Genomic DNA, 22921 nt, shown 5'->3' with positions numbered 1-22921 from the left:
AAAGATGAGTGAGAAACAAGCGCCAGTAAAAGAACTATCTCTTTCTCAAGCTAAAAGTGAAATCGGACCGTTACGCGAGAAATTAATAAAATGGGGGAAAGAGTACTATGAACAAGATAATCCATCAGTTGAAGACTATGTATATGATCGCGCCTACCAACGGCTAGTTGAATTGGAAGAGCAGTTTCCACAGTTAAAAACAGCTGATTCGCCAACACAAAAAGTCGGTGGAACAGCAGAAAGTCAGTTAACAAAAGTTCGGCATGAAATTCCGATGTTGTCAATGGGGGATGTTTTTTCAATTGAAGAACTAATGGATTTTAACCAACGACAACAAGAGAATCGTGATGTAAAAGTTGAACCGGAATATAATTTAGAACTCAAGATTGATGGTTTATCGTTATCACTGGTTTATGAAGACGGCCAACTAGTTCAAGGGTCAACTCGTGGAAATGGGACCATTGGCGAAGATGTAACAGCAAATGTCCGAACAATCAAGTCCGTTCCAGAAAAATTGCCTGAACCCTTATCAATTGAGGTTCGTGGCGAGTGTTACATGCCCAAAGAAGCATTTGCTAAGCTTAATGCAAAACGAGAAACGGAAGGATTACCAATCTTTGCCAACCCGCGAAATGCAGCTGCAGGAAGTTTACGGCAATTAGATCCTAAGGTAACAGCCCAACGTGAGCTTGACACATTTATGTACTATGTTCCCGAATATCAAAAGCTGGGTGTGAAGACGCAAGCTGATGCTCTTGAGAAAATGCGGGAACTAGGATTTAATGTCAATCCTAATAATCGGGTAGTTCATAATAGAACTGAGATCGAACAATATATTGCAGAATATACTGCTCAGCGGGACCAGCTTACTTATGGGATTGATGGGATCGTCGAAAAGGTAAATGATTTAGATACAGAAGTTGCGCTGGGTAATACAGTAAAAGTACCACGATGGGAAATAGCGTATAAGTTTCCTCCAGAAGAGCAAGCAACGATTGTCCGTGATATTGAATGGACAGTTGGACGGACCGGCAATGTTACCCCAACTGCGGTAATGGATCCTGTTTTATTAGCTGGGACAACTGTAAGCAGGGCTTCGCTGCACAATCCTGATTACTTACGTGAAAAGGACATCCGAATTGGTGATACTGTTTACTTGCATAAAGCAGGGGATATTATTCCAGAAATTTCTAAGGTTGACTTAAAGAAGCGTCCTAAGGATTCTGTTGAGTATGTCATCCCCACGAATTGTCCTGTTTGTGGGTCAAAGTTAGTTCATCTTGATGGTGAAGTTGCGCTTCGTTGCATTAATCCAATGTGTCCTGCTCAAATCAAGGAGGGCTTGGCTCACTTTGCTTCGCGTAATGCGATGAATATCGATGGCCTTGGTCCCAAAATCATCCAACAACTATGGGATAAAAAATTAATTCACGATGTTGCTGGTCTATATCGCCTTAATCATGACCAATTAATAACTTTAGATAAATTTGGTGAAAAATCGACCGAAAACCTATTGACATCGATTGATAATAGTCGTAATAATTCTGTCGAGCGCTTATTATTTGGTCTTGGAATTCGCCATGTTGGTGCTAAGGCAGCCCGAATAATTATGGAACATTTTGGTGATCTTGACTCATTGATTAAGGCTACTGCGGATGATATTTCAGCGATCGATGGAATTGGGCCAACGATTGGTGAGAGTATTGTCACCTACTTTTCTAATAGTCAGGTAGCCGAATTAATTGACGAGCTGCGAGACGCGGGGTTAAACTTTGCTTATCTTGGTTCGCGGGTAAATACTAATCCCGAGAGTGAATGGAATGGTCGACGAGTTGTTTTAACAGGTAAATTAACAGAAATGACTCGTGGCGAGGCCAAAACCTGGCTTGAAGACCATGGCGCTAAGGTAACAGGAAGCGTCTCAAAGAAAACAGATATTGTCATTGCTGGAACCGATGCTGGAAGTAAGCTCGCTAAAGCTCAAGACTTAGGGATTGAGGTATGGGATGAACAGCAGTTTAGTACAGCGATGAAGGAGGAACAGTAAATCGTGAAGCGAAAGGTAAAGAAAATAGCCATTAGTGTTGCCGTTCTGATGTGTACTGTGTTACTCGCATCATGTGGCTTTGGTGGTAAGTCATCTTCTAAAAACTATTCGACAACTGGTTCAGGAAATGGCTCTTACCAAGGGGTTATAAAGAACGGTCGCTATCGGACTAGTAAAGCACGCGGTGTAAATGTTGCACAAAACGATAACCAATATAATCTTAAAAGTTTTGAAACAGGGTTAACCCAAGTTTCAAAACGAGTATTTTCAACTAAAAGCTATATTTTCCAAGAAGGACAGTACTTAAGTAGTGGTACAGTCGAAAACTGGCTTGGGCGGAAAACTAAGAATAATCCTGAAGGGCTTAATCCTGCACAAGGAAAGAAGAGTAATCCTAATCCTATCTATGTTCAACAACTGGAAGAACAAGATTATATGCAGGAAAGTGGTAACTCAATGAAGTTACGGGGGATTACAATCGGTATTGGCTTAAACTCAGAATATAATTACCAAAAGAAGACTGGCGGACCAACCTTGACAAAGAAGATTAGCGATAGCGAACTTCGTGAACAGGGCGAGATTGCGGCTCAAAAAGTTTTACAACGGGTTAGAAAGAAGCCGGGAGTTGGCAATGTGCCAATTGTAATTGCATTGTATAAGCAAGCTCCCGATGATAGCCTTGTGGGTGGAACATTCTTTGCATACAGCAAGAATAGTAGTAATAAGATCAGTGGCTGGAAGAAGCTTGACTACAAGAATGTTGTTCTTCCAAAGGCCAGTGCATCAACCGCTAATAGTTCTGATCAGACTGATGATGACAGTTTCTCTAACTTCAAGAGTCAGATCCAGAGTTTCTTCCCGAACTTAAGCGGGGTTACAGCTCAGGCTCAATACGAAAATGGAACGTTATCTGGTATGCATATTACGGTGACAACCCAGTTCTATAGTCAAACTGAAATTACTAGTTTTACTCAATACATTACTCGAGCGGCTAAGAAGTACTTGCCAAACGGAATCCCAATTGATATTAAGATTCAATCTGATTCGGAAATTCAGGCAGTTGTATATCGGAATGCTGGTTCGGATAATTTCCAATCACACATTTTTAACTCATACTAATATTTAGAAAAGGGAGCGAAAGGTCAATTCGTCATTAATGAAGTGATTAGCTCCTTTTTTATTTTCCTCCAATGATGAAATGGGGGCCTATTCTGTGCTAAAATTGTTAAATGTATATGTAGATTTAAATTACTGGAAAAGAGGTAGAGAGAATGGCCAGTAAAATCACTGAGCAACAAGTAGAACACGTTGCTGAACTTGCTAAGCTTGAATTCCCTAAAGACGAGCTGGGCAAGTTTACCACTCAATTAGGAAACATTATTGATATGTTTGAGGACCTCGAAGCGGTTGATACTGACGGCGTTGAACCAATGACCTCGGCAACCGATCGGGTAAATGTAATGCGCGAAGACAAGGCAGTTAAGAGTTCTAAAGAAGAACAAGAAGCCTTGCTTAAAAATGCTCCCGAGACTGATGGTGGTTACATCAAAGTTCCGGCAATTATTGACGAAAGTGAGGATGGCGAATAATGGATTTTTACCAAACAAGCTTGAGTCAATTGCACGATGACTTGGTAAATAAAAAAATTAGTGCAACTGAATTAACTAAGGAAACCTTTGACCATATTAAGAAAAATGAAGATCAAGTTAAGGCGTTTATTACCTTAAATGAGGAAGAAGCAATGAAGCGGGCAGCTGCGATTGATGCTCAAGGAATTGCAGCTGACCAATTAACGTCAGGGGTACCGCTTGCGGTTAAAGATAATATTCTGACAAAAGGTTTGACGACTACTGCGGCTTCAAAGATGCTTGAAAACTTTAATCCAGTTTATGATGCAACTGTTGTGGAAAAGCTTAATGCCGCAGGATACATCAACGTTGGTAAGACTAACCTAGATGAATTTGCGATGGGTTCATCAACAGAAAACTCCGCATTTTTCACCTCTCATAATCCATGGGATCTTACGCGGGTGCCTGGTGGTTCTTCTGGTGGATCAGCGGCTGCTGTTGCTGCTGGAGATGTTCTTGGTGCCCTTGGTACTGATACTGGTGGTTCAATTCGGATACCAGCCTCATTTAACGGGGTTGTCGGTATGAAGCCAACGTATGGCCGGGTATCACGTTGGGGAATTATTGCTTTTGGTTCTAGCTTTGACCAAGTTGGTTGGTTGACCCAAAATGTAAAGGATAATGCTCTATTAACAGCTTTGATTAGCGGTAATGATGAACATGATATGACCTCTTCACTCAAAGAGGTACCAAATTGGGCTGCTAATTTGAATGAAAATACTAACGTTAAGGGCTTGCGGATTGCGGTACCAAAAGAATACTTTGATGGATTAGATGACGATGTTCAAGCAGTAATCAAGGCAGCCTTAGATCACTTAGAATCATTAGGCGCAATTGTTGATGAAGTTAGCTTGCCGCACACTAAGTATGGGGTTCCTGCTTATTATATTTTGGCCTCATCAGAAGCCTCATCAAACTTACAACGTTATGACGGTATTCGGTACGGGTTCCGTGCAGATGACGTAAAGAACTTGGAAGACGTTTACGTTCGTTCCCGTTCTGAAGGATTTGGTGAAGAAGTAAAGCGGCGGATTATGTTGGGAACATTCTCTCTTTCTGCTGGTTTCTACGATGCTTACTTTAACAAGGCGGCGAAGGTTCGTCGTCTGATTGCGCAAGATTTTGAAGAAGTATTTAAGGATCATGATGTTATTGTTGGTGCTACTGGCGCAACAACGGCCTTTAAGATTGGTGCAGAAATTGATGATCCTAAGAAGATGTACATGAATGATGTATTGACTGTTCCTGTTAACATGGCTGGCTTGCCTGCAATGTCTGTCCCAGCTGGTTTTTCTGCCAAGAACGGCATGCCAGTGGGGCTTCAAATTATTGGTAAGGCCTTTGACGAACAAACAATCTACAACACTGGTTATGTTTTTGAACAGACTACTGATTTCCATAAAAAGACACCACAGTTAGGAGGTCAAAACTAAGATGAACTTTCAAACAACCATTGGACTAGAAGTCCACGTTGAGTTAAAGACTAATTCAAAAATCTACAGTCCATCCCCCGTTGAATACGGTGACCAGCCTAACGCCAACACCAATGTTATTGATTGGGGATATCCCGGTGTATTGCCAAGCTTAAACAAGGGGGTAGTTCGCGATGGAATTATGGCTGGGCTAGCTCTTCATGCGCAAATTGCCCACCATATGCATTTTGATCGGAAAAACTACTTCTATCCAGATAACCCGAAAGCTTACCAAATTACCCAATCTGATACACCAATTGCTCATGATGGATGGATTGAAATTGAAGTAGATGGCAAGAAGAAAAAAATTGGTATCAAGGAAATGCATATTGAAGAAGATGCTGGTAAAAATACGCATACCAGCAAGTATTCATATGTTGACTTGAACCGGCAAGGAACGCCCCTCATTGAAATTGTTTCTAAACCAGATATTGCTTCGCCGGAAGAAGCAGTTGCTTATTTGGAAGCATTACGTCAACGGATTCAGTTTACCGGAATTTCTGACGTGAAGATGGAAGAAGGGTCAATGCGGGTTGATACTAACATCTCGATTCGGCCAATTGGTTCGGATAAGTTTGGGACTAAGACTGAAATGAAGAACATTAACAGTTTTAACTATGTTCGGAAGGCCTTAGCATTTGAAGAGCAACGTCACCAAAAAGTTCTAATGGCCGGTGGACAGATTGCCCAAGAAACACGGCGTTATGATGAACCAACGGGAACAACGGTTTCGATGCGGTCAAAGGAAGGGGCTGACGATTATCGTTACTTCCCAGAACCAGATTTACCACCAGTTAGCGTTAGTGATGAATGGATTAACCAAATTGAAAGCGAAATGCCAGAAATGCCTGGTGAGCGTCGTGAACACTATGTTAAGGATCTTGGCCTTAGCGATTATGATGCGATGGTGCTTACCCAAACGAAGGAAATGTCCGATTTCTTTGAAGAAGCGGTTAAGGATGGGGGAGATCCAAAGCGGATTGCTAACTACTTGATGAACGATGTAAACTCCTACCTTAACGACCAACATATTGACTTACCAGACACGAAGTTAACGCCAGCTAACCTGGCGGGAATGGTTAAGTTGATTGAAGATGGGACGATTTCTTCAAAGATGGCTAAGAAGGTCTTCAAGGGGATCTTAAATGGTGAAGAACCAAATGCTTATGCCAAAGAACATGGTCTTGTTCAGTTATCTGACCCAGCTCAATTACAGCCAATTGTTGATGAAGTGCTTGATAATAATGAACAATCAATTGAAGACTTTAAGAACGGTAAAGATCGGGCTGTTGGTTACTTAATGGGTCAAATCATGAAACAAACCCGTGGTAAGGCTAACCCACAAGTTGTTACTCAATTATTGATGAAGTCCTTAAAGACTAAGTAGTTAGGAGGAATGACCGTGCGAAAACGAGCTCGGATAATTTATAATCCTACATCTGGCCGGGAGACATTGCGGAGTGACCTTGTTGATATCTTAGCTATTTATGAAAAAGCGGGTTATGAGACAAGCGCCTTTGCCACGACTCCGGCCCCTAACTCAGCTAAAAATGAAGCAACACGGGCAGCTAAAGATGGTTTTGATTTAATTATCGCTGCCGGTGGGGATGGTACCCTTAATGAAGTAGTCAACGGGATTGCCGGCTTAGAGCACCGACCAGCGTTAGCGATTATTCCAGCTGGAACGACGAATGATTACGCGCGTGCCTTACGGATTCCGCGTGATGATCCGATTGCCGCTGCTAAGTTGATTTTGAAGAAAAATAAAAAATTCAAGATTGACATCGGTCGGGCTGGTGAAAACTACTTCATGAACATTGCTGCCGGTGGGACGATGACAGAAGTGACCTATGAAGTTCCGTCACAAATGAAGTCACTTTTTGGCTATGCTGCTTACTTTGCTAAGGGTGCTGAACTGATTCCACGGATTAAGCCGATTGAAATGTCGATTAAGTATGATGGACATGAATACCGGGGCAACGCAACTATGTTTATGATTGCTCTTACTAATTCAGTCGGCGGCTTTGAACAGATTGTGCCCGATGCTTCGCTTGATGATGGAAAATTTACCATGATTATTGTGAAGAAGAGTAATGTTATTGATATGCTAAGTTTGATGGCTAAGGCCTTGCAAGGTAAGCACCTTGATGATCCGCGGATTATTTATGCCAAAGCCACTGATATTGAAGTGATCCCATTGAATAAGGATGACCGGTTAATGGTTAATCTTGATGGTGAATATGGTGGTGACGCGCCAATGAAATTCCATAATTTAAAGCAGCACTTAGAAGTAATTGCTAACTTGGACGAGATTCCTGAAGATGCGATTACAACTTCGGCTGACTTTAAGCGGGTTGAAAAAGACTTTATGGATGGAATTGACGATTATAAGGACCACGAGAATAAATAGAATAAACGGTCAGCTTCTGAATAAGGAAGTTGGCCGTTTATTTTGCTATAATAGAAAAAGTTTGTAACGTTGAAATTAATGGAGGAATAGATTTGAAACTAAACATTCCAGTACATAAGAATGAAGAGTATCCAGCGACGGTAGTGGATTTATCTTACGAAGGCAATGGGGTAGTGAAGATTGATGATTTCCCAGTCTTCGTACCAAATGCGTTGCCTGGTGAAGAGATTACGGTAAAAATCACCAAGGTTACTAGTCATTTTGCTTGGGGACGGGTAATGGACTGGCAGACGAAGAGTCCAGATCGGGTTGATGTTAAAGATAAAAAGTATATTCAAACCGGGATTGCGCCGCTTGGTCATTTGAAATACGATGCTCAACTGAAATTTAAGCAACATCAAATTCAAGAATTATTGGCTAAAGCCCACTTAGATGAGATTGAAGTTTTACCAACGATGGGGATGGAACAACCTTACCATTACCGCAATAAGGCCCAAGTACCAGTCAAAATGGTCCGCGGTCAATTAGAAACTGGTTTTTATAAGCGGGGAAGTCATAATTTAGTACCGATTGAAGATTTCTATATTCAGGATCCCGCAATTGATAAGGCAATTGTGGTTGTCCGTGACTTATTACGGCAATACCACATTACGCCATATGATGAACAATCTGGCAAAGGCGTGATTCGTACAGTAATGGTTCGGCGAGGATACTATAGCCAAGAAATAATGGTGGTCTTAGTCACGAATACGAAACGACTGCCAATGGAAAAGCAAATCATCGACGGGATCGTTACCGGAGTTCCAGAAGTAAAGAGTATTGTGCAAAACATCAATGACAAACGAACGAACCGCTTGCTTGGCGATAAAAATAAAACACTCTGGGGCGCTGATGAAATTCATGACCAACTCCTCGGGATTGATTTTGCAATTTCACCATTATCCTTCTACCAAGTTAATCCGCAACAGACTGAACGTCTTTACCAAACCGCCATTGATAATGCTGGCTTGGACGGTAATCAAACCGTTATCGATGCTTATTGTGGAATCGGAACAATCTCACTGGCGGTTGCTAAACATGCTAAGCAAGTTTATGGGGTTGAAATTGTTCCGGCTGCGATTGAGGATGCTAAACACAATGCTAAACGGAACGGCATCAAGAATGCCAAGTTTGTCGTTGGTAAGGCAGAAGAACAGTTTGCTAAGTGGCAAGCAGCAGGGCTCAAACCAGATGTTGTCATCGTTGATCCACCGCGGAAGGGCTTAGCTGAATCATTGATTGAAGCTACTGGTAAGATGGGACCAAAAAAAGTGATTTACGTTTCATGTAACCCAGCCACTTTGGTTCGTGATATCAAGCGGTTTGCTGACCAAGGCTACCATGTAACGAAGCCAATTCAGCCAGTGGACCAGTTCCCACAGACGACGCATGTTGAGTCAGTCGTTGTAATGGAACGAGCATAGCGAAGTTCCATTACTTACGAATGACTCATGCGATAGCGCTCGAAGAATGAGGAACAAAGTGACGAAATGATTCGGAAGCGCGAACTGCTGAGAGCGTTACGGTGCTAGAACGTACAGAAAAATAGCCGATAAACCGTTTCATGACGGTATTTACAGATGATTAGAAGTGTACTAATTCTGATTTTAACGATTGGAATTAGTACACTTTTTCTATTTGGAGCCGGTGGGTCGAGTGTTCTATGTCCTATTTCGATAGTCGAGTATGCAAATATCCAGTTTGGCAGGCCGATATGCATACGAGTAGTAAGTAAAAATCACTAATCTGATCGGAATATTAAAAATATTCAGTACATGGGTACAACCGATATAAAAAATAGGTACCCACTAATTGAATACCATATTATTAATACTTAAAATTGTTGCTGGATCAAAGAAGTTAAATCCTCTAATGAGATTTTATAGGGATCTTTTATCCAATTGATGAATACATTCCAAATAGCACCTATATCAAAATAAGATAAATATCTCAATTTAACTAAGGCGAGTTCCTCATTATCTTGGGCGCCATTGTGAAAGTCTATAAAATATTTTGGAAAAATCTCATTGTATTTCTCGAGAATTAATGATGCTAGATTAGCATTTACCAATATTGTCAACTCTGGGATGAAGGGCTCCCAGAATTTGAATAGTTGTTTAACCATCTTTTGTTGAGAAGTAGGACGATTATTACTGACATAGTTAATCCAATTTTTCATCCATTCATCTAAATAGTTATCTAATATTGATTGTTTATCTGGAAATATTCGATAGAAAGTTCGTCGGGAGATTCCAGCATTATTAACAATATCAACAATGGTTATTTGCTGATAGTTTTTTTCTGTTAATAAATAGAAAAAGCTATTCACAATTCTTTCTTTATTCTGTTGGTACATTCGATTGTGCATTCTTTGATACTCCTGTCTTTGCCACAAATTTAGCTTTTTGGGACAGTTTTTAAGATTGGTCCAGAACTATTGCTAATTATTATGGTAGGTTGTATCTTGATATTACAGTCCTTGTCACACGTGTGTCAATAATTTAAACTGTTTTGACGTGTCAATGAAAGGAATAATAATGTTACAAACAAGAAAAGTTATTGGCTTTATTGGTTTAATCTTAGCAATATTTATGGGAGCTTTGGATGCGACGATTGTAAATATTGCTCTGCCAGATATTATGAACGATCTGAATACTGGGTTGACAGCAACAAGTTGGGTAGCAACAATCTATGTTTTAGCAATGGCCTCATTTATTATTACAGCTGCGAAATTAGCTGATATTTTAGGTCGTAAAAAAATTATGCTACTAGGAGTTGTCCTCTTTGGTGGTTTTTCTGCTGTCTGTATGATCACACGGTCTTTATCGTTACTAATTATAGCGCGATTCTTTCAAGGTATTGGTGGTGCAATTCTCACGCCTATTGTTCTTCCGATGGGTATTGAGTTATTTGGCAAGACAAACACAAGTAAAATTACTGCCTTTATGGGAGCTTTTAGTGCGTTAGCCGCTTCAGGTGGTCCAGCTATTGGTGGATTTATTATTAATTGTTCTAATTATCATTGGATTTTTGGTATTAATGTTCCAATTGCAATTGTTGCTTTTATCTTGATTTTGATTGGAACTGAAGAATCTTATGATACATCTATCGAAAAGTCGCTTGACTGGTTAGGAGTTATTTTACTTACAGTCTTACTATCATCACTTTGTTATGGTTTACTTGAAGGACGTGAGGAGGGTTGGACCTCGACCATTATTATTTCGTGTTTTGCTACCAGCATCATTAGTATGCCTTTATTAATATTGGTCGAAAGAAAAGTTAAATCACCAATTATTGATTTAGGACTCTTCAGAGAAAAGACTTTTACTTCTTCTTGTATTATTTATTTGATTTTTGGCTTTGCTATTATTGGTCCGTCATTAATTTTGAATTATTTTTTACAAAACGTAAAGGGATTCTCTGCACTCCATTCTTCCTATTTGATAATTCCAGCGTCTTTATCAATTGCTATCGGAATGCCTTTAGCTACTAAAATGTATCGAGTGGTTAGCTCAAAATTGTTGATTGGGATAGGATTAGTGATTACAGCCGGTGGATTAGCAATGTTAGGACTTGTTAAAACCAATACCAGTTCTGCATTGATTATCTGTTGTAACATTATCGTTGGCCTAGGACTTGGCTTCACTGCAATTGCAATGACTTCTTCCGTAAAGTTTTTGCCAGTCAATAAAACTGGAATTGGTTCCGGAATTGTTAACGCTGCTCGTTATGTTGGCCAAGCGCTAGGAATGGCACTGTTAGTTACTATCTTGAACAATAATGTCATTACTGCAAAGAATAACATTCGTGATACCGCCTATACACAGATTAACGAACGGGTACTGTCATCACATGTCAGAATGGTCGCACGTCAACAAATCAGAAAGACATTTAGAAATTCTGGAAACACAAAAGTTAGTAGTAATCAAAAGAAGATGAAACAACGGATTATCCAAGCTGCTAAAAGCCAAGCTAATTTGCCAGTTCCCAAAAAGAAGAGTAGTTATTATCAACTATATTTGGCTAGTCGCCAATTACTGATTGGAACAAATCAGTTAAGTAAAGTACAACAAGTAGCAAAATATACAATTCCACTCGCTCAGGGACAAAATAAATTAGGCAATGGAATTAAACTACTAGCCCAAAAAGACGAGTTAGAAGCAGCGTTGCACAAGATAAAAGAGAAGAAAAATGAAGAACTAGCTAAAGCATTTGGAAAAGTGTTCAACCTTACAGCACTCATTACTCTATTGACCAGCCCACTAGCAATGTTAACTGATAGAAAAAACAGCACCCAGCTAAAATAGCTGAATGCCGCCAATCCTAAATGTTATATCTTAACATTAAGTATTTCACCATCTTTGAACGGGAATTTTAGGTAGCGTTAAAAGATGGTGATTTTTGACTAGGCGATAAAATAGTTGTTCATCAAAATCAACTAAGCCGTATTTATGAAGGTTGTTGATCTTATTTTTTTGAAACATTATTTGATGATCTCAATTTATACTATAGTCAAACTGAGCTGTTTTTGTCCTAATATTTAAAAATAAAATGCATGGTTATCTCTAAATGGCAACCATGCGTTGACACTAATGACCACGATGTTTTTTGCAACGCTTTGCTACTCTCTTTTGATAACGAAGGTTGTGTGTCAGTAGTTTTTCAGCAGAGCGCTTGGCTTTTCGTACTTTTTTCTTTTCTTCAAATTGTTTTTGTAAAGTACTTTGAGCTTTAGTACTAATGCCTTGATGCTTTATTACCTTATTAGCTAATCGTTGGGCACGTTTGGGATTAACATGTTTAATAATTTTTTGTGTTTTATCTGTTACATGGTGAAAATGAAACTGCTGATAATCATTATTAACTAGCTTCAGAATTAATGATATCTTTGGTTCAGAGCTACCAAGTATAACAGATGCAACTGAGTAATCTTTTCCATTGTGGCACTCCAAGACTGCTTTATAAAAGCTACCATCAAAAACAATTGTTAGACAAGATCGAATAACCATCATGTCCCCTCCTTAAGTTAAATTACGAAAGAGGGACATCCCGGAGGGGAAGGATACTGATCAGCTTGAACTGATGCCCGGACTACCAACCGAACTGTGTTTTTACTTTCCTAGATATAGTATCATAATTATTGAATAATACTAAATTTAAAATCATCGCAAATTTTTAAGGAGGTGCTTATTTTGAAAATCCCTAATACTCTTTCTGAATTCACACAAAAGTATTACTATAAAACAGAATTGATTAAGTTATGCCGACGATATAAACTGCCTACTTCGGGAACCAAAGCAGAACTCAATTCGTACATTACAAAATACTTAAAAGGGGTACCTTCTTCAAAAATTAAACCGATTCGAAACAACAGGAAGCGTCATCCATTACAGTATAGCGAGATTAACTTGGATACAAAGTTAATTAACTCCGGTTTCTGCTTTAACAATGCTGCCCGTCAATGGTTTGCAGATTATTTTGATGTTAAAAAATTTTCATTTAGTAAGAAGATGGCTATTATCAAACGCAAAGCAGAGACAGAACATGATACAGAAATGACTGTTGGCGACTTAATTCTAGAGATGCAAAACTGGGATCAAAGTAAAACTGAGATATCTGTAGAAGAAAGGACATATCAGTGGAATAATTTTGTACGAGATTTTTTTAAGGATCAAGCTACTACTCAATATAAACAACGATTGAAAGTGGCTTCAATTCTGTGGAAAGAAGTGCGCACGTCTAAAAAAGCCAAAATCTATCATCATGATTTGCTAAAGAAGTATGACAGGAAAATTAAAGAGTATAAGTAATATACCCACACCTTAACATTACAAGAATTTTGGAACTATTAATTATTAGTAAGGAGATTATATGGCTAAGTCAGCTCTTATAATAATAGATTTACAAAATGGTGTTTGTAAATCAGATCAGGTTATTTTTAACTATGAAAATTTAATATTAAAAATAAATAGACGTATTGATTACTATCGGAGCCAGAATCTTCCAATTATCTTTATCCAGCATGAAGATAATCTTCTTCAAAAAAATTCTACCGCTTGGCAGCTCGTGTCGGGCTTGCATTACAAGAAAGCCGATATTTTGATTAGTAAAAAGCATCCTAATTCGTTTTACCAAACCGATCTAGAGAAGATTTTAGAAAATTTAGGTATTAATAATTTAGAAATTTGCGGAGCTCAGACTGAATACTGTGTTGATGCAACAATTAAAATGGCACATGGGTTAGGATATCAAGTAGTAATGCAACACCATACTAGCAGTACGTTTGATAATAAATATATGACAGCTGAAGATACTATCAATTTTTTTGAAAATATTTGGAACAATAGGTTTCTTACATTTATTTGATTTGAAGTGAACATTCATATTTTGAAAGTCATCATTTTTGAATCCAATGTTGTATTCTAAGATGATGATTTTCTTTACATTTCCTGATAACAGTGTTATTTTATTTTTTGAGAATAACACTGTTATCGGGAGTGACGTAAATGAATGACAAAATTGAAGACCAAATAATAAAAGCAACAATTAATTTTATTCGTACAAATGGTTATCAAACCGTTTCACTGCGCAAAATTTCTCAAGCAGCCGGAGTTACAACAGGGGCGTTTTATAAGCGCTTCAAGAATAAGGATGTTTTATTTTATCGAACAGCGATGATTTTATCACAGCACTTTGTTACTAAGTTTGCAATTAATAATGAAGAATCTGTTTTTGATCAAATACTTCAAATTGCGCAACAGTTTTGTGAGGAGTTTCAAAAGCAACCACAAGTAATGGATTTTCTTTTCTTTAATCCAACAATTATTCAGGTTTATCAAACAGAGAACAATGATTTTAATTTTTTGAAAGAGATTAAACACTTAGCCCAACAAGTGAATCCAGGAATTTTGAATGATCAGCAATTTTTTGAACAGTTATGGTCTTTCATCCAGGGCTATTCGCTATTAATCAAAAATGGCGTCACTACTTATGAGCCCCAAGTCGTTAAAGTAACCCTCAGTCAAATGGTAGGAGGAAAATAATGGATACATTAATTATTTATTGTCATCCTTATTCGCAGAGTTTTAACCATGCGATTCTTCAAGCAGTTCAGAATAATTTACAATCAAAGAATATTGAATTTACAACTATCGATTTATATGCTGAGCGCTTTAGCCCCGTTTATACGAAAAAAGACCTGTCGCTTTTTCATACAGGAAAAACAACAGATCCATTAGTCGTAAAATATCTTAATTTATTAAAGCAGGCAAAAACAGTAATCTTTATTACCCCTATCTGGTGGAATAGTATTCCAGGAATGTTAAAGGGCTTTATTGATAAGGTAATGATGGAAGGTAAAGGACTTTCCCATACTGTTGGTAAAGTTGGGGTTAAAGGAGAATTAACTAATATTCAGCAATGTTATGTTTTAACGACTTCAAGCTCTCCGACGTTTTATATTAAATATTTAAATGGTAATGCGATTAAGAAAATTTTTATTAAACAAACTTTAAAGCAACTTGGCTTTCAAAATTGTCAATGGCAAAATTTGGGAATGATTTCCGATTCATCGGTGAAACGACGTAAAAGGTACCTTGCCAAAATACAACAAGAACATTTTGTTTAGTATGAAGTCTTAGTTTTCTTTCTTGGAAAAAGAAAACTAGTTAATAGAGAAAGTGCAACAAAAATAATTGAATATTTATATAATTTAGTAAAAGCTTTTCCATATTCATTTGTGGCAAAGCTTTTTATTTTAGTAATTGTAAGATTAATTTGCTTATTTAGATCGTTTAATCTTTTATCTACTTTTGCTTGCACTTGAGAATAGATTTTTACCTTAGCTCTTTTTGGTAGCGAAGTAGGCTGGGATAATAGAGCAGTTTCATAATTTTTGTGAATAAGTAGCTCTCTCTCATTAGAAGTAAAATGTTTCCCTGAGCTATCATTAGCTGAATGAGATAGGGAATAAATTGACTTATCAATTACAGCTTGCTTTTTTAATTGAGGAATGTTTAAAGTAGCTACTTCATTTTTAATATACTTAACTGAATTATGTTTTGCAGTGACTAGATTTCCATAAAGTCCTGTTACATAAATTGCGATTGCTAAGGAGATACCGATCTGTCGAAGAACGCCAGCAACACTTTGAGATGCATTTAATAGTGAGCCTTTGAAGTCTGAAGCGGCTAAAACTGTAATTGGACCTGCAATTATCCCATATCCTATTCCTAGGATAAGACATGTGATAATGACTAAAGCTAAATTTTTCATATTAATAGTTGCGAAAAGAATAAAGCTAATCGTCATTAATAAAAATCCAGTAGCAATTACCGCTCGTGACCCTAATTTATCAATTAGTATGGCTGCTAAGGGCGAAAAAATAAAAATCATTCCAGTAATAGGAGTAATTAGTAGCGCTGCCTCTAACTCAGTTTTGTTTTGAATTTTAACAAAGTAAGTTGGGAGAACAACGGTGACAGCAACTAAGAAGAGATTGCTAAGAACAATTGTAATAGCTGATCCTGTAAATTCGCGATTTTTAAAAAGTTCCAATGGAATCATTGGATATTTAGTTTTATTTTCATGGATTATAAACAAAACTAAAGTGATAGCAAAAAAGGTAAGGAGACTGATAATTCTTACACTTACCCATCCCCATATACGTCCTTGTACTAAAGAAAGAGTCAATGAAAATAAAGAGATCATGCTTAGAAGAGACCCCCAAAAATCAATCGGTTCTTTTTTAGGAGTTTCATGTAGCTCTAATGTAGATAGACAAATAAAAAGCGAAATAATACTCAATGGAATATTGATAATAAAAATCCACCGCCAAGATAAGAATTGTGTTAATATTCCACCGATTACAGGCCCTAAGGCAGCAGCTAATCCTTGAGTAATTCCTAAAATAGCAATTACTTTCTTTCTAGTAGCAAGATTTGTAGAGGCAATACCAATCGACATAGACAATGGAAAAACGATTGCTGCGCCAATACTTTGTAATGCACGTCCAAGAATTAGAATTGGCAATGTGTTGGAAAGTGCAGAGAAAGTTGATCCTACAATAAAAATTATTAGACCGCTAATATAGGTTTTATTAATTCCTAAACGTTCAGCAATCTTACCAAGTGGAATAATAAGAGTTGCAAAGAGAATGGTATATATGTTAAGTGCCCAAGATAGATTATTTAATTTAACATTTAGACTAGTTTGAATAGTAGGAAGAGCAACATTCATTACAGTTGTATCGAGCATACATAGGAAAATGCCAATTGACATAGCGATAATAACAAAAACTTTTTTAATGTTCACAATATTTTCACTCCTTTATTATGAATATAGTTAATATAAACATTGTTAATATAAATGTCAATGATATTAAGAATGAAAATATTAGGTATAAATGATATGATTAAATAAAAAAGGAGGATAAAAGAGTGAAAGGACGAGATGTAATCCTTGGAATACTAAGGAATAAACCAAGAACTGGATATGAAATTAATGATATTTTACAAAATCAAATTTCTTATTTTTATGATGGAACTTATGGGATGATATATCCCACACTGAAAAAATTAGAAAAAGAGGGGAAAGTAAAAAAAGAAACTGTTATTCAGGAAGATAAGCCAAATAAAAATATTTTTTCGATTACTGATAAGGGGAGGGAAGAATTAAGAAAATATTTAGAATCAGATAAAGTTGAAGAAGTATTTAAATCTGATTTTTTAATGAAGCTATTCTTTGGCGACGATTATTTAAGTAAACAAAAAGTTATTGAGTTGATTAAAAGTGAGATTAAGGTTAAAGAAGACCAAATTAAGCGTTTAGAAAGTAGTTTGGAGCATTGGGAATTACAGGGAATTAGTAATCTTCAAAAAATAACAGTGGGTTACGGATTAGCTGAATATAGGGCAGTAGTTGAATATTTGAAAGAACAACTAAAGAAACTAGAAGATTAAGTTAGTAGAGCACCGCATTATCAAATTACATATTACTTTCCCATCTTTGAACGTGAACTCCATGTAACGTTGAAAGATGGTGATTTACTAACGGAAAAGGGTAGGTGATTAGGGATGCGGAAAGTAATACTATTTATCGCACTGAGTCTTGACGGATATATTGCTGATAACAACGGTGGAGTTGATTGGATTCATGGTCATGGTGACGATAGCAATAACCCAGATATATATTCAGAATTTATCAAGGATATTGATACAGTGTTGATGGGGTGGAACACATATCATCAGGTAAGAACAGAATTGTCCCCCAATAAATGGGTATATGAAGATTTACAATCATACGTTTTTACCCATCGTCAAGAAACTTCAACCGATAATATTCATTTCACGGCAGAACAACCTGCTGAATTAGTTAAGCAACTGAAGCAGCAATCAGGTAAAAATATTTGGATTTGTGGTGGAGCTAGTTTAGTTCAACAACTTGCACAACAAAATTTGATTGATGAATATTACCTGACCATCGTTCCTACATTGCTTGGCCAGGGCATTCGCTTATTTAACACTTTGCCCAATCCGATTAATCTGCAGTTGCTTGAGACAAAAAGTTATAATGGATTTACTGAGCTAAGATATCAGCAAAAGGCAGAAATAACTATCAGAAAATTTAAGGCGAGTGATCTTGATCAAGTCATGGAAATTTGGCTGAATTGTAATATTGAAGCACATCCATTTGTTAAGCAACAATATTGGCGTGAGCATTTTCAAGAAGTTCGAAAGGCGTTATTGCAATCTAATGTATTGGTTGCAGAAAGTGGTGATCAGTTAGTTGGATTTGCTGGCTTGCAAGAAAACTACTTAGCAGGAATCTTTATCAAAAAAGAATTTCGAAATCAAGGAATTGGTAGTCAATTATTAACGGTAATTCAGCAGAATCGCGCTTCATTGACACTCCATGTGTATGTAAGAAATGAGTCAGCTTACCATTTTTATCAACAACATGGACTGAAAGTTATTAAGAAACAAATAGATGAAACGGGAAATGAAGAATATATGATGCAATGGAATAAAAATAGCACCCAGCCAAAATAGCTAAGTGCCGTACAATCTATATTTATATTTTGACTTCACCATCTTTTAACGGGAATTCCGTGTAGCGTTGAAAGATGGTGATTTTGTGATTAAATCAATGGGTTATAACGAATCGAATCTGGATTTTGTGTATCGGCTAGGTACTCTTTGAATAGTGGTAACTTGAATCTTACCCTTCCATTTCCTGCAGGGATAATTAAGTCTTGTTGAATCATTCGTCGGCGGTACTGGTTAACGTAATTTTGCTGCTGCTTGGCTGATTTTTGATAGTTCATCAAATTAGCAAGCTGAGTCGTTGTCATATTATTGGCCGTTCCAACTAAATATTCCCGGTCGTGGTTGGAAAGATTATCAAAAATGATGTCATAGCTTTGCGTAAATAAGTCTTGGACATATAGTGTCTTAATAGCATCAAATGTTTGTTGATTAGCAGGCTGTTGACTAATCATAGTGGCATTCCAAAGTTTATAGCCAAGTAATTGAAAGCCGAAAGAATAGCCACCGGTTAGTTGAGCAATTTGATGGGTGACGACTGGGTCAAACTTGAGATGCTTTTGATATTCCATTTCAATTTCGTTGATATTTAACATGGTTGTTTGAATATGTCGAGCACGTTTTAAAAAGGTTAGTGTTTGGTCATGCTCAATATCATAAATCATTTTAGGCAAACCATCAGCAACTAAATAAAAATTAAGATTATGTCGCTTTAAATTCTGGAGAAGTTGAATAAATTCACGGGTATTTTCCTTATGATTAAATTCATCAATAAAAATAACAACACGTTTATGAAGTTTGGTCAACATTGTCATGAAATTCTCAATATCTTGAGTAGTGTAATCCTCATTAGTTTTGTTAAAACTAAGCCCAAAGCCCATTACTGAAATTGAAGCAATCTTATCAGTAAGAGCATGCATTTTGAAGATATTTTTAAGGTTATGTCCAAAATTTTGAACCATTCGTTGATTATTATCAATCTCCACTACATATGTGTTAGGCAATTTCACTACTTGTTGCTCAATTTGGGTTAGAAGAGCGGTTTTACCTGATCCCCGTAAACCTGTAATGAAAATTACTCGATTAGGATCATCATATGCAATCGCTTGGGCAACTGATGTGGGACTTTCAAAATCACTTTGATAGTTGGGAAGGATAATTTGAGGTGGGGTCCCAAAGCTTGGGTCAAATGGATTTTTTAGCTTATTAATCATTTTAGTTCACCTTATTTTTACATTTTGATTTTATTTTACATTTTTTTACATTTTAAAGCTATCATTTACCCTTAAATTATTTATGCTAAGGATTTTGGTTTTATATATAAGAATAAAAGCCCCATTAGTGCCCAGATAAGCAATTAATTGTCCACGGTCGATTTGTAAGTTTATGTTATCCAATGCTAATTTTGTTCCATATTGTTTTGTAAGATTAGTTGCTTTAATTAACATAATTAAAATCCCTCCTGATACATTCGATAGTGTGAATATACCAGCAAGAACAGTATTTGTGATTGATGGAAAGATAAGTGGTTAATATGATGCGATGAAATACAATTATGATTAAATAAAAATAGCACCCAACAAAATAGCTGAGCGTTGTATAACCTATATACTTAACTTTAATTATTTCCCCATAAAAAAATAAGCAGGAGATGAACGCATGAATAATAAAATAAAAGCGGACCAACTTGAAATAAAACCTGTGGATAAGGTGACTGCGGCCCACTGGAAACTGCTTTTATTGGCAGACTCTAATAAAAATTTGGTTCAAAGTTATTTACAACTAGGACTGACCTTTGCAATCTACAAAGAAGCTAAGTTAGCAGCAATTATGGTATTACAGGAAGTTTCGCAATTTAAACTGGAAATTAAAAACATTTCCGTTGACCCTGAGTTTGAAAACCAAGGCATTGCGACTAAGCTACTGCACTATGCTATTCAATTCGCTAAAAAGCATCATTATCAACAGCTGCAAATTGGCACGGGGAGTACGAGCTTTAAGCAATTATACCTTTACCAGAAAGTGGGCTTTAGAATTACTGATATCAAAAGCAATTTTTTCATTGAAAACTATGAGCGGCCGATCCACGAAAATGGTTTGCTATTAAGGGATATGTTGATGTTAACTATCAACATCTAGGGGAAGGCCATTGATTTAATTGGTCAGCTAGCACCTTGCTAAATATGTTACGGGCTGATTTTTCAATTAAAAGACTACCGATATTGTAATAGGGTCATCCCCAAGACTGCTTGAACAAGCTAGTAAAATAAGCAGTATTTGGTAAAACGATTAAAACACCTATTTGAGTGATCGATTTTTTAATCGTTAATAATAAATGTTTCACTTGTGTTAAACGTATCTGGTTTAATTGTTGCTGTGGGGTTAATCCGGTTAATTTTTTATAAGTATGGCGGAGGTATGAAGGATCACCGTGAACAAGACTTGCTAATTGGGCAAGAGTTAGTTTTTGCTGATAGTGGGTCTTTAAACCTGTTCAATCTCATTAACCCAAATTTGGTTATTTACAATTTGATTAAACGGTCGGTATCGTTTGCATGGACGAAAATCAGCTGCTGACGCTTGCTCTGGAGCGGTAAATATTACAATATTATTATATATCGGAGGACGTGGTGGGCAGGAAGGCTTGCAAAAAATCTTGGTAGTTGTAACACCATACCAAAATTGCCTATCAAAATGGTAATCATTGTTCATAATTACCTGCCACTGTTGTGTAATTAGGTTGTTTAATTCCATCCAGCAACACCTTCCAGCTTTAATAATGCCCTTTTGCGTTCAATTCCACCGGCATATCCAGTGATTGCTCCATTACTAGCAACTACGCGGTGACAAGGGATAATTAGTAGAATCTGATTATGCCCAACAGCATTACCAACCGCCCGCGAAAGGTTCTTCTTTGGTTCAGCATTATGTTGAATTATATCTGATAACTCCTTGTACGTGGTTGTTTGTCCATAAGGAACCTTTTCCAGTGCTTGGTAAACTTGGCTTTGAAATGGGGTGGACTTGGGCTTGATATGTAATCCATCGTAACTGGGATTTTGTCCAGCAAAGTATTGATTAAGCCAATTGATTGTTTTTTGCGCCTGGTCGGGAACTCCTTTTTCAATTTCAGCTAAATTATAATGCCCGCCAAAATATTTTTGGTCGTTAAACCAAAGTCCATAAAGCGCTTGATTATCAGCTAAAATTGTCATCATGCCCAGCGGCGAATAATAAAAAGTTTTTTTCATTGTATTCTTCCTCATTTTAAAAATCTTATGGAATATGAATAGTTGTAAAGCTTTGTACCACAATTGTTTATTGTTAAGAGATATCATACCAATAAAGATAAGCAAAAAATATCAATATCTGGCTTTTTCATTTTTATGAGGGCTAATGACCTGCAAAAATAGTGAAAAAAAGGAAAATTAATTTTCAAATTTATAAGGTTACAATTAATAACAAGGAGGAAACCAATATGGTTTATGATTTTAAGCAGAAACAACGAGCGCTTTATCGGCCGAGTAAGAAGCCGTCTTTGGTCAGTGTTCCAAGAATGACTTATCTCACAGTTTACGGTAGTGGTGATCCTAATCAAACAGATGGTGAATACCAACATGCGCTCGAACTACTTTACAGTCTGGCTTACACCATTAAGATGAGTAAAATGGGTGACTACCAGCCAACGGGTTATTTTGACTTCGTGGTTCCACCGCTTGAAGGCTTTTGGTGGCAGCCAGGGGTCAAGGGTGTTGATTATCAGCATAAGGAGACTTTTCACTTTATCTCCGCGATTCGAATGCCAGATTTTGTCACTCCAGAGGTCTTTCAATGGGCTATTGCGGAAGCAGCTGCTAAAAAGAAGTTGAATTTTTCACCTGTAAAATTAACATTAATTGAAGAAGGGCAGTGTGCGCAAATTATGCACGTTGGCCCATACGATGATGAGCCCGCGACTGTTACAAAACTATACCATTTTATCGAACAAGTGGGATATCAAACTGATTATTCGGCCTGTCGTCACCATCATGAAATTTATCTATCTGATCCTCGGCGCACGAAGCCAGAGAATTTAAAGACACTTATCCGGATTCCAATTAAATCAATTAGTAAATGCGATTAATATGGACGACCAGCAAAGTAAAGGGAGTGAGACAGAACTAGCTTGCTAGTTCGTTTTTCGACGCGAAGCTAGCCTTTAGGGAACCCCCGCAAGCACAAAGAGGACTCTAGTGTTCGGATTTTCCGAACGCTAGAGTCCCTTTGTGTACTGCGCTGTAGCA

Annotated in this window: 22 protein-coding genes and 2 pseudogenes; 16 read left to right on the top strand and 8 right to left on the bottom strand. The window is 37.2% G+C overall.

Features of this window, described 5'->3' with window-relative positions:
* Positions 1-4 precede the first annotated feature (4 nt).
* The 7 genes from ligA to rlmD all read left to right on the top strand — a co-directional run bounded on the left by ligA (position 5) and on the right by rlmD (position 9020).
* On the top strand, positions 5-2047 hold the full coding sequence (gene ligA / locus DTK66_RS01920) for an NAD-dependent DNA ligase LigA (RefSeq protein WP_191667621.1): 2043 nt from the start codon (positions 5-7) through the stop codon (positions 2045-2047).
* Between the two features lie 3 nt (positions 2048-2050).
* Positions 2051-3166 carry a CamS family sex pheromone protein gene (locus DTK66_RS01915; RefSeq protein WP_191667620.1) on the top strand — a complete coding sequence of 372 codons (1116 nt, stop codon included), beginning with the start codon at positions 2051-2053 and terminating at the stop codon, positions 3164-3166.
* Positions 3167-3318: 152 nt separating this feature from the next.
* Positions 3319-3636 carry an Asp-tRNA(Asn)/Glu-tRNA(Gln) amidotransferase subunit GatC gene (gene gatC, locus DTK66_RS01910; protein ID WP_153930166.1) on the top strand — a complete coding sequence of 106 codons (318 nt, stop codon included), beginning with the start codon at positions 3319-3321 and terminating at the stop codon, positions 3634-3636.
* The gene (gene gatA, locus DTK66_RS01905) at positions 3636-5108 is read left to right on the top strand and encodes an Asp-tRNA(Asn)/Glu-tRNA(Gln) amidotransferase subunit GatA (RefSeq protein ID WP_191667619.1); all 1473 of its coding nucleotides are present in this window, start codon (positions 3636-3638) and stop codon (positions 5106-5108) included. The genes gatC and gatA overlap by 1 nt, the downstream gene beginning before the upstream one ends.
* A 1-nt stretch (position 5109) precedes the next feature.
* Complete coding sequence (gene gatB, locus DTK66_RS01900; protein WP_153930168.1) at positions 5110-6534, top strand: Asp-tRNA(Asn)/Glu-tRNA(Gln) amidotransferase subunit GatB; 1425 nt, start codon at positions 5110-5112, stop codon at positions 6532-6534.
* A gap of 9 nt (positions 6535-6543) precedes the next feature.
* Positions 6544-7557 (top strand): diacylglycerol kinase, encoded by a 1014-nt coding sequence (locus DTK66_RS01895; RefSeq protein ID WP_191667618.1) that lies wholly within the window; start codon positions 6544-6546, stop codon positions 7555-7557.
* A 92-nt stretch (positions 7558-7649) separates the two neighbouring features.
* Positions 7650-9020, top strand: a complete 1371-nt coding sequence (rlmD, locus tag DTK66_RS01890) for a 23S rRNA (uracil(1939)-C(5))-methyltransferase RlmD (RefSeq protein ID WP_191667617.1) — start codon at positions 7650-7652, stop codon at positions 9018-9020.
* A 410-nt stretch (positions 9021-9430) separates the two neighbouring features.
* On the opposite strand, the gene DTK66_RS01885 is transcribed toward rlmD, so the two are convergent.
* A complete protein-coding gene (locus DTK66_RS01885; RefSeq protein WP_191667616.1) occupies positions 9431-9964 on the bottom strand; it encodes a TetR/AcrR family transcriptional regulator in 534 nt (177 codons plus the stop codon).
* A 169-nt stretch (positions 9965-10133) separates the two neighbouring features.
* Here DTK66_RS01885 and DTK66_RS01880 point away from each other — a divergent pair, with 169 nt between their 5' ends.
* Positions 10134-11903 (top strand): DHA2 family efflux MFS transporter permease subunit, encoded by a 1770-nt coding sequence (locus DTK66_RS01880; protein WP_191667615.1) that lies wholly within the window; start codon positions 10134-10136, stop codon positions 11901-11903.
* 282 nt (positions 11904-12185) lie between these two features.
* On the opposite strand, the gene DTK66_RS01875 is transcribed toward DTK66_RS01880, so the two are convergent.
* Entirely contained in the window at positions 12186-12608 is a 423-nt protein-coding gene (locus DTK66_RS01875; RefSeq protein WP_225208953.1) for a YjdF family protein, read from the bottom strand.
* Between the two features lie 180 nt (positions 12609-12788).
* Between DTK66_RS01875 and DTK66_RS01870 the strand changes: the two genes are divergently transcribed.
* The 4 genes from DTK66_RS01870 (at position 12789) to DTK66_RS01855 (ending at position 15223) form a co-directional block, all read left to right on the top strand.
* Positions 12789-13406, top strand: a complete 618-nt coding sequence (locus DTK66_RS01870; RefSeq protein ID WP_191667614.1) for an SAP domain-containing protein — start codon at positions 12789-12791, stop codon at positions 13404-13406.
* Between the two features lie 61 nt (positions 13407-13467).
* The gene (locus DTK66_RS01865) at positions 13468-13962 is read left to right on the top strand and encodes a cysteine hydrolase family protein (RefSeq protein ID WP_191667613.1); all 495 of its coding nucleotides are present in this window, start codon (positions 13468-13470) and stop codon (positions 13960-13962) included.
* Positions 13963-14102: 140 nt separating this feature from the next.
* Complete coding sequence (locus tag DTK66_RS01860; protein WP_191667612.1) at positions 14103-14639, top strand: TetR/AcrR family transcriptional regulator; 537 nt, start codon at positions 14103-14105, stop codon at positions 14637-14639.
* Positions 14639-15223, top strand: coding sequence for an NAD(P)H-dependent oxidoreductase (locus DTK66_RS01855; RefSeq protein ID WP_191667611.1), 585 nt, complete (start codon positions 14639-14641; stop codon positions 15221-15223). The genes DTK66_RS01860 and DTK66_RS01855 overlap by 1 nt, the downstream gene beginning before the upstream one ends.
* On the opposite strand, the gene DTK66_RS01850 is transcribed toward DTK66_RS01855, so the two are convergent.
* The gene (locus DTK66_RS01850; RefSeq protein WP_191667658.1) at positions 15220-16902 is read right to left on the bottom strand and encodes an MFS transporter; all 1683 of its coding nucleotides are present in this window, start codon (positions 16900-16902) and stop codon (positions 15220-15222) included. The two genes, DTK66_RS01855 and DTK66_RS01850, sit on opposite strands and share 4 nt — an antisense overlap.
* Positions 16903-17033: 131 nt before the next feature.
* Here DTK66_RS01850 and DTK66_RS01845 point away from each other — a divergent pair, with 131 nt between their 5' ends.
* Both DTK66_RS01845 and DTK66_RS11195 read left to right on the top strand, forming a co-directional pair.
* Positions 17034-17555 (top strand): PadR family transcriptional regulator, encoded by a 522-nt coding sequence (locus tag DTK66_RS01845; protein ID WP_191667610.1) that lies wholly within the window; start codon positions 17034-17036, stop codon positions 17553-17555.
* A gap of 114 nt (positions 17556-17669) precedes the next feature.
* Complete coding sequence (locus DTK66_RS11195; RefSeq protein ID WP_225208952.1) at positions 17670-18644, top strand: GNAT family N-acetyltransferase; 975 nt, start codon at positions 17670-17672, stop codon at positions 18642-18644.
* Positions 18645-18733: 89 nt separating this feature from the next.
* Here the strand turns inward: DTK66_RS11195 and DTK66_RS01830 are convergent, their stop codons facing one another.
* Positions 18734-19852 carry an ATP-binding protein gene (locus tag DTK66_RS01830; protein ID WP_191667609.1) on the bottom strand — a complete coding sequence of 373 codons (1119 nt, stop codon included), beginning with the start codon at positions 19850-19852 and terminating at the stop codon, positions 18734-18736.
* A 117-nt stretch (positions 19853-19969) separates the two neighbouring features.
* Positions 19970-20086 (bottom strand): annotated as a pseudogene (locus DTK66_RS01825) (ABC transporter ATP-binding protein); the annotation flags it as partial.
* Between the two features lie 211 nt (positions 20087-20297).
* On the opposite strand from DTK66_RS01825, the gene DTK66_RS01820 reads away from it, so the two are divergent.
* Entirely contained in the window at positions 20298-20777 is a 480-nt protein-coding gene (locus DTK66_RS01820; RefSeq protein WP_191667608.1) for a GNAT family N-acetyltransferase, read from the top strand.
* A gap of 94 nt (positions 20778-20871) precedes the next feature.
* On the opposite strand, the pseudogene DTK66_RS11150 reads toward DTK66_RS01820, so the two are convergent.
* The 3 genes and pseudogenes from DTK66_RS11150 to DTK66_RS01805 all read right to left on the bottom strand — a co-directional run.
* Positions 20872-21075: pseudogene (locus tag DTK66_RS11150) on the bottom strand (helix-turn-helix domain-containing protein); the annotation flags it as partial.
* A 47-nt stretch (positions 21076-21122) separates the two neighbouring features.
* Positions 21123-21392 (bottom strand): Ada metal-binding domain-containing protein, encoded by a 270-nt coding sequence (locus DTK66_RS01810; RefSeq protein WP_191667607.1) that lies wholly within the window; start codon positions 21390-21392, stop codon positions 21123-21125.
* Positions 21383-21889, bottom strand: coding sequence for a methylated-DNA--[protein]-cysteine S-methyltransferase (locus DTK66_RS01805; RefSeq protein WP_191667606.1), 507 nt, complete (start codon positions 21887-21889; stop codon positions 21383-21385). The genes DTK66_RS01810 and DTK66_RS01805 overlap by 10 nt, the downstream gene beginning before the upstream one ends.
* A 227-nt stretch (positions 21890-22116) precedes the next feature.
* Here DTK66_RS01805 and DTK66_RS01800 point away from each other — a divergent pair, with 227 nt between their 5' ends.
* Entirely contained in the window at positions 22117-22761 is a 645-nt protein-coding gene (locus DTK66_RS01800) for a GyrI-like domain-containing protein (protein ID WP_191667605.1), read from the top strand.
* Positions 22762-22921 lie beyond the last annotated feature (160 nt).

Source organism: Limosilactobacillus walteri (assembly GCF_014830205.1).
In the GTDB taxonomy this organism is placed as follows: Bacteria; Bacillota; Bacilli; order Lactobacillales; family Lactobacillaceae; genus Limosilactobacillus; species Limosilactobacillus walteri.
Note: the sequence above shows the minus strand (reverse complement) of the source record. Positions and strands in the feature narration are given on the sequence as shown.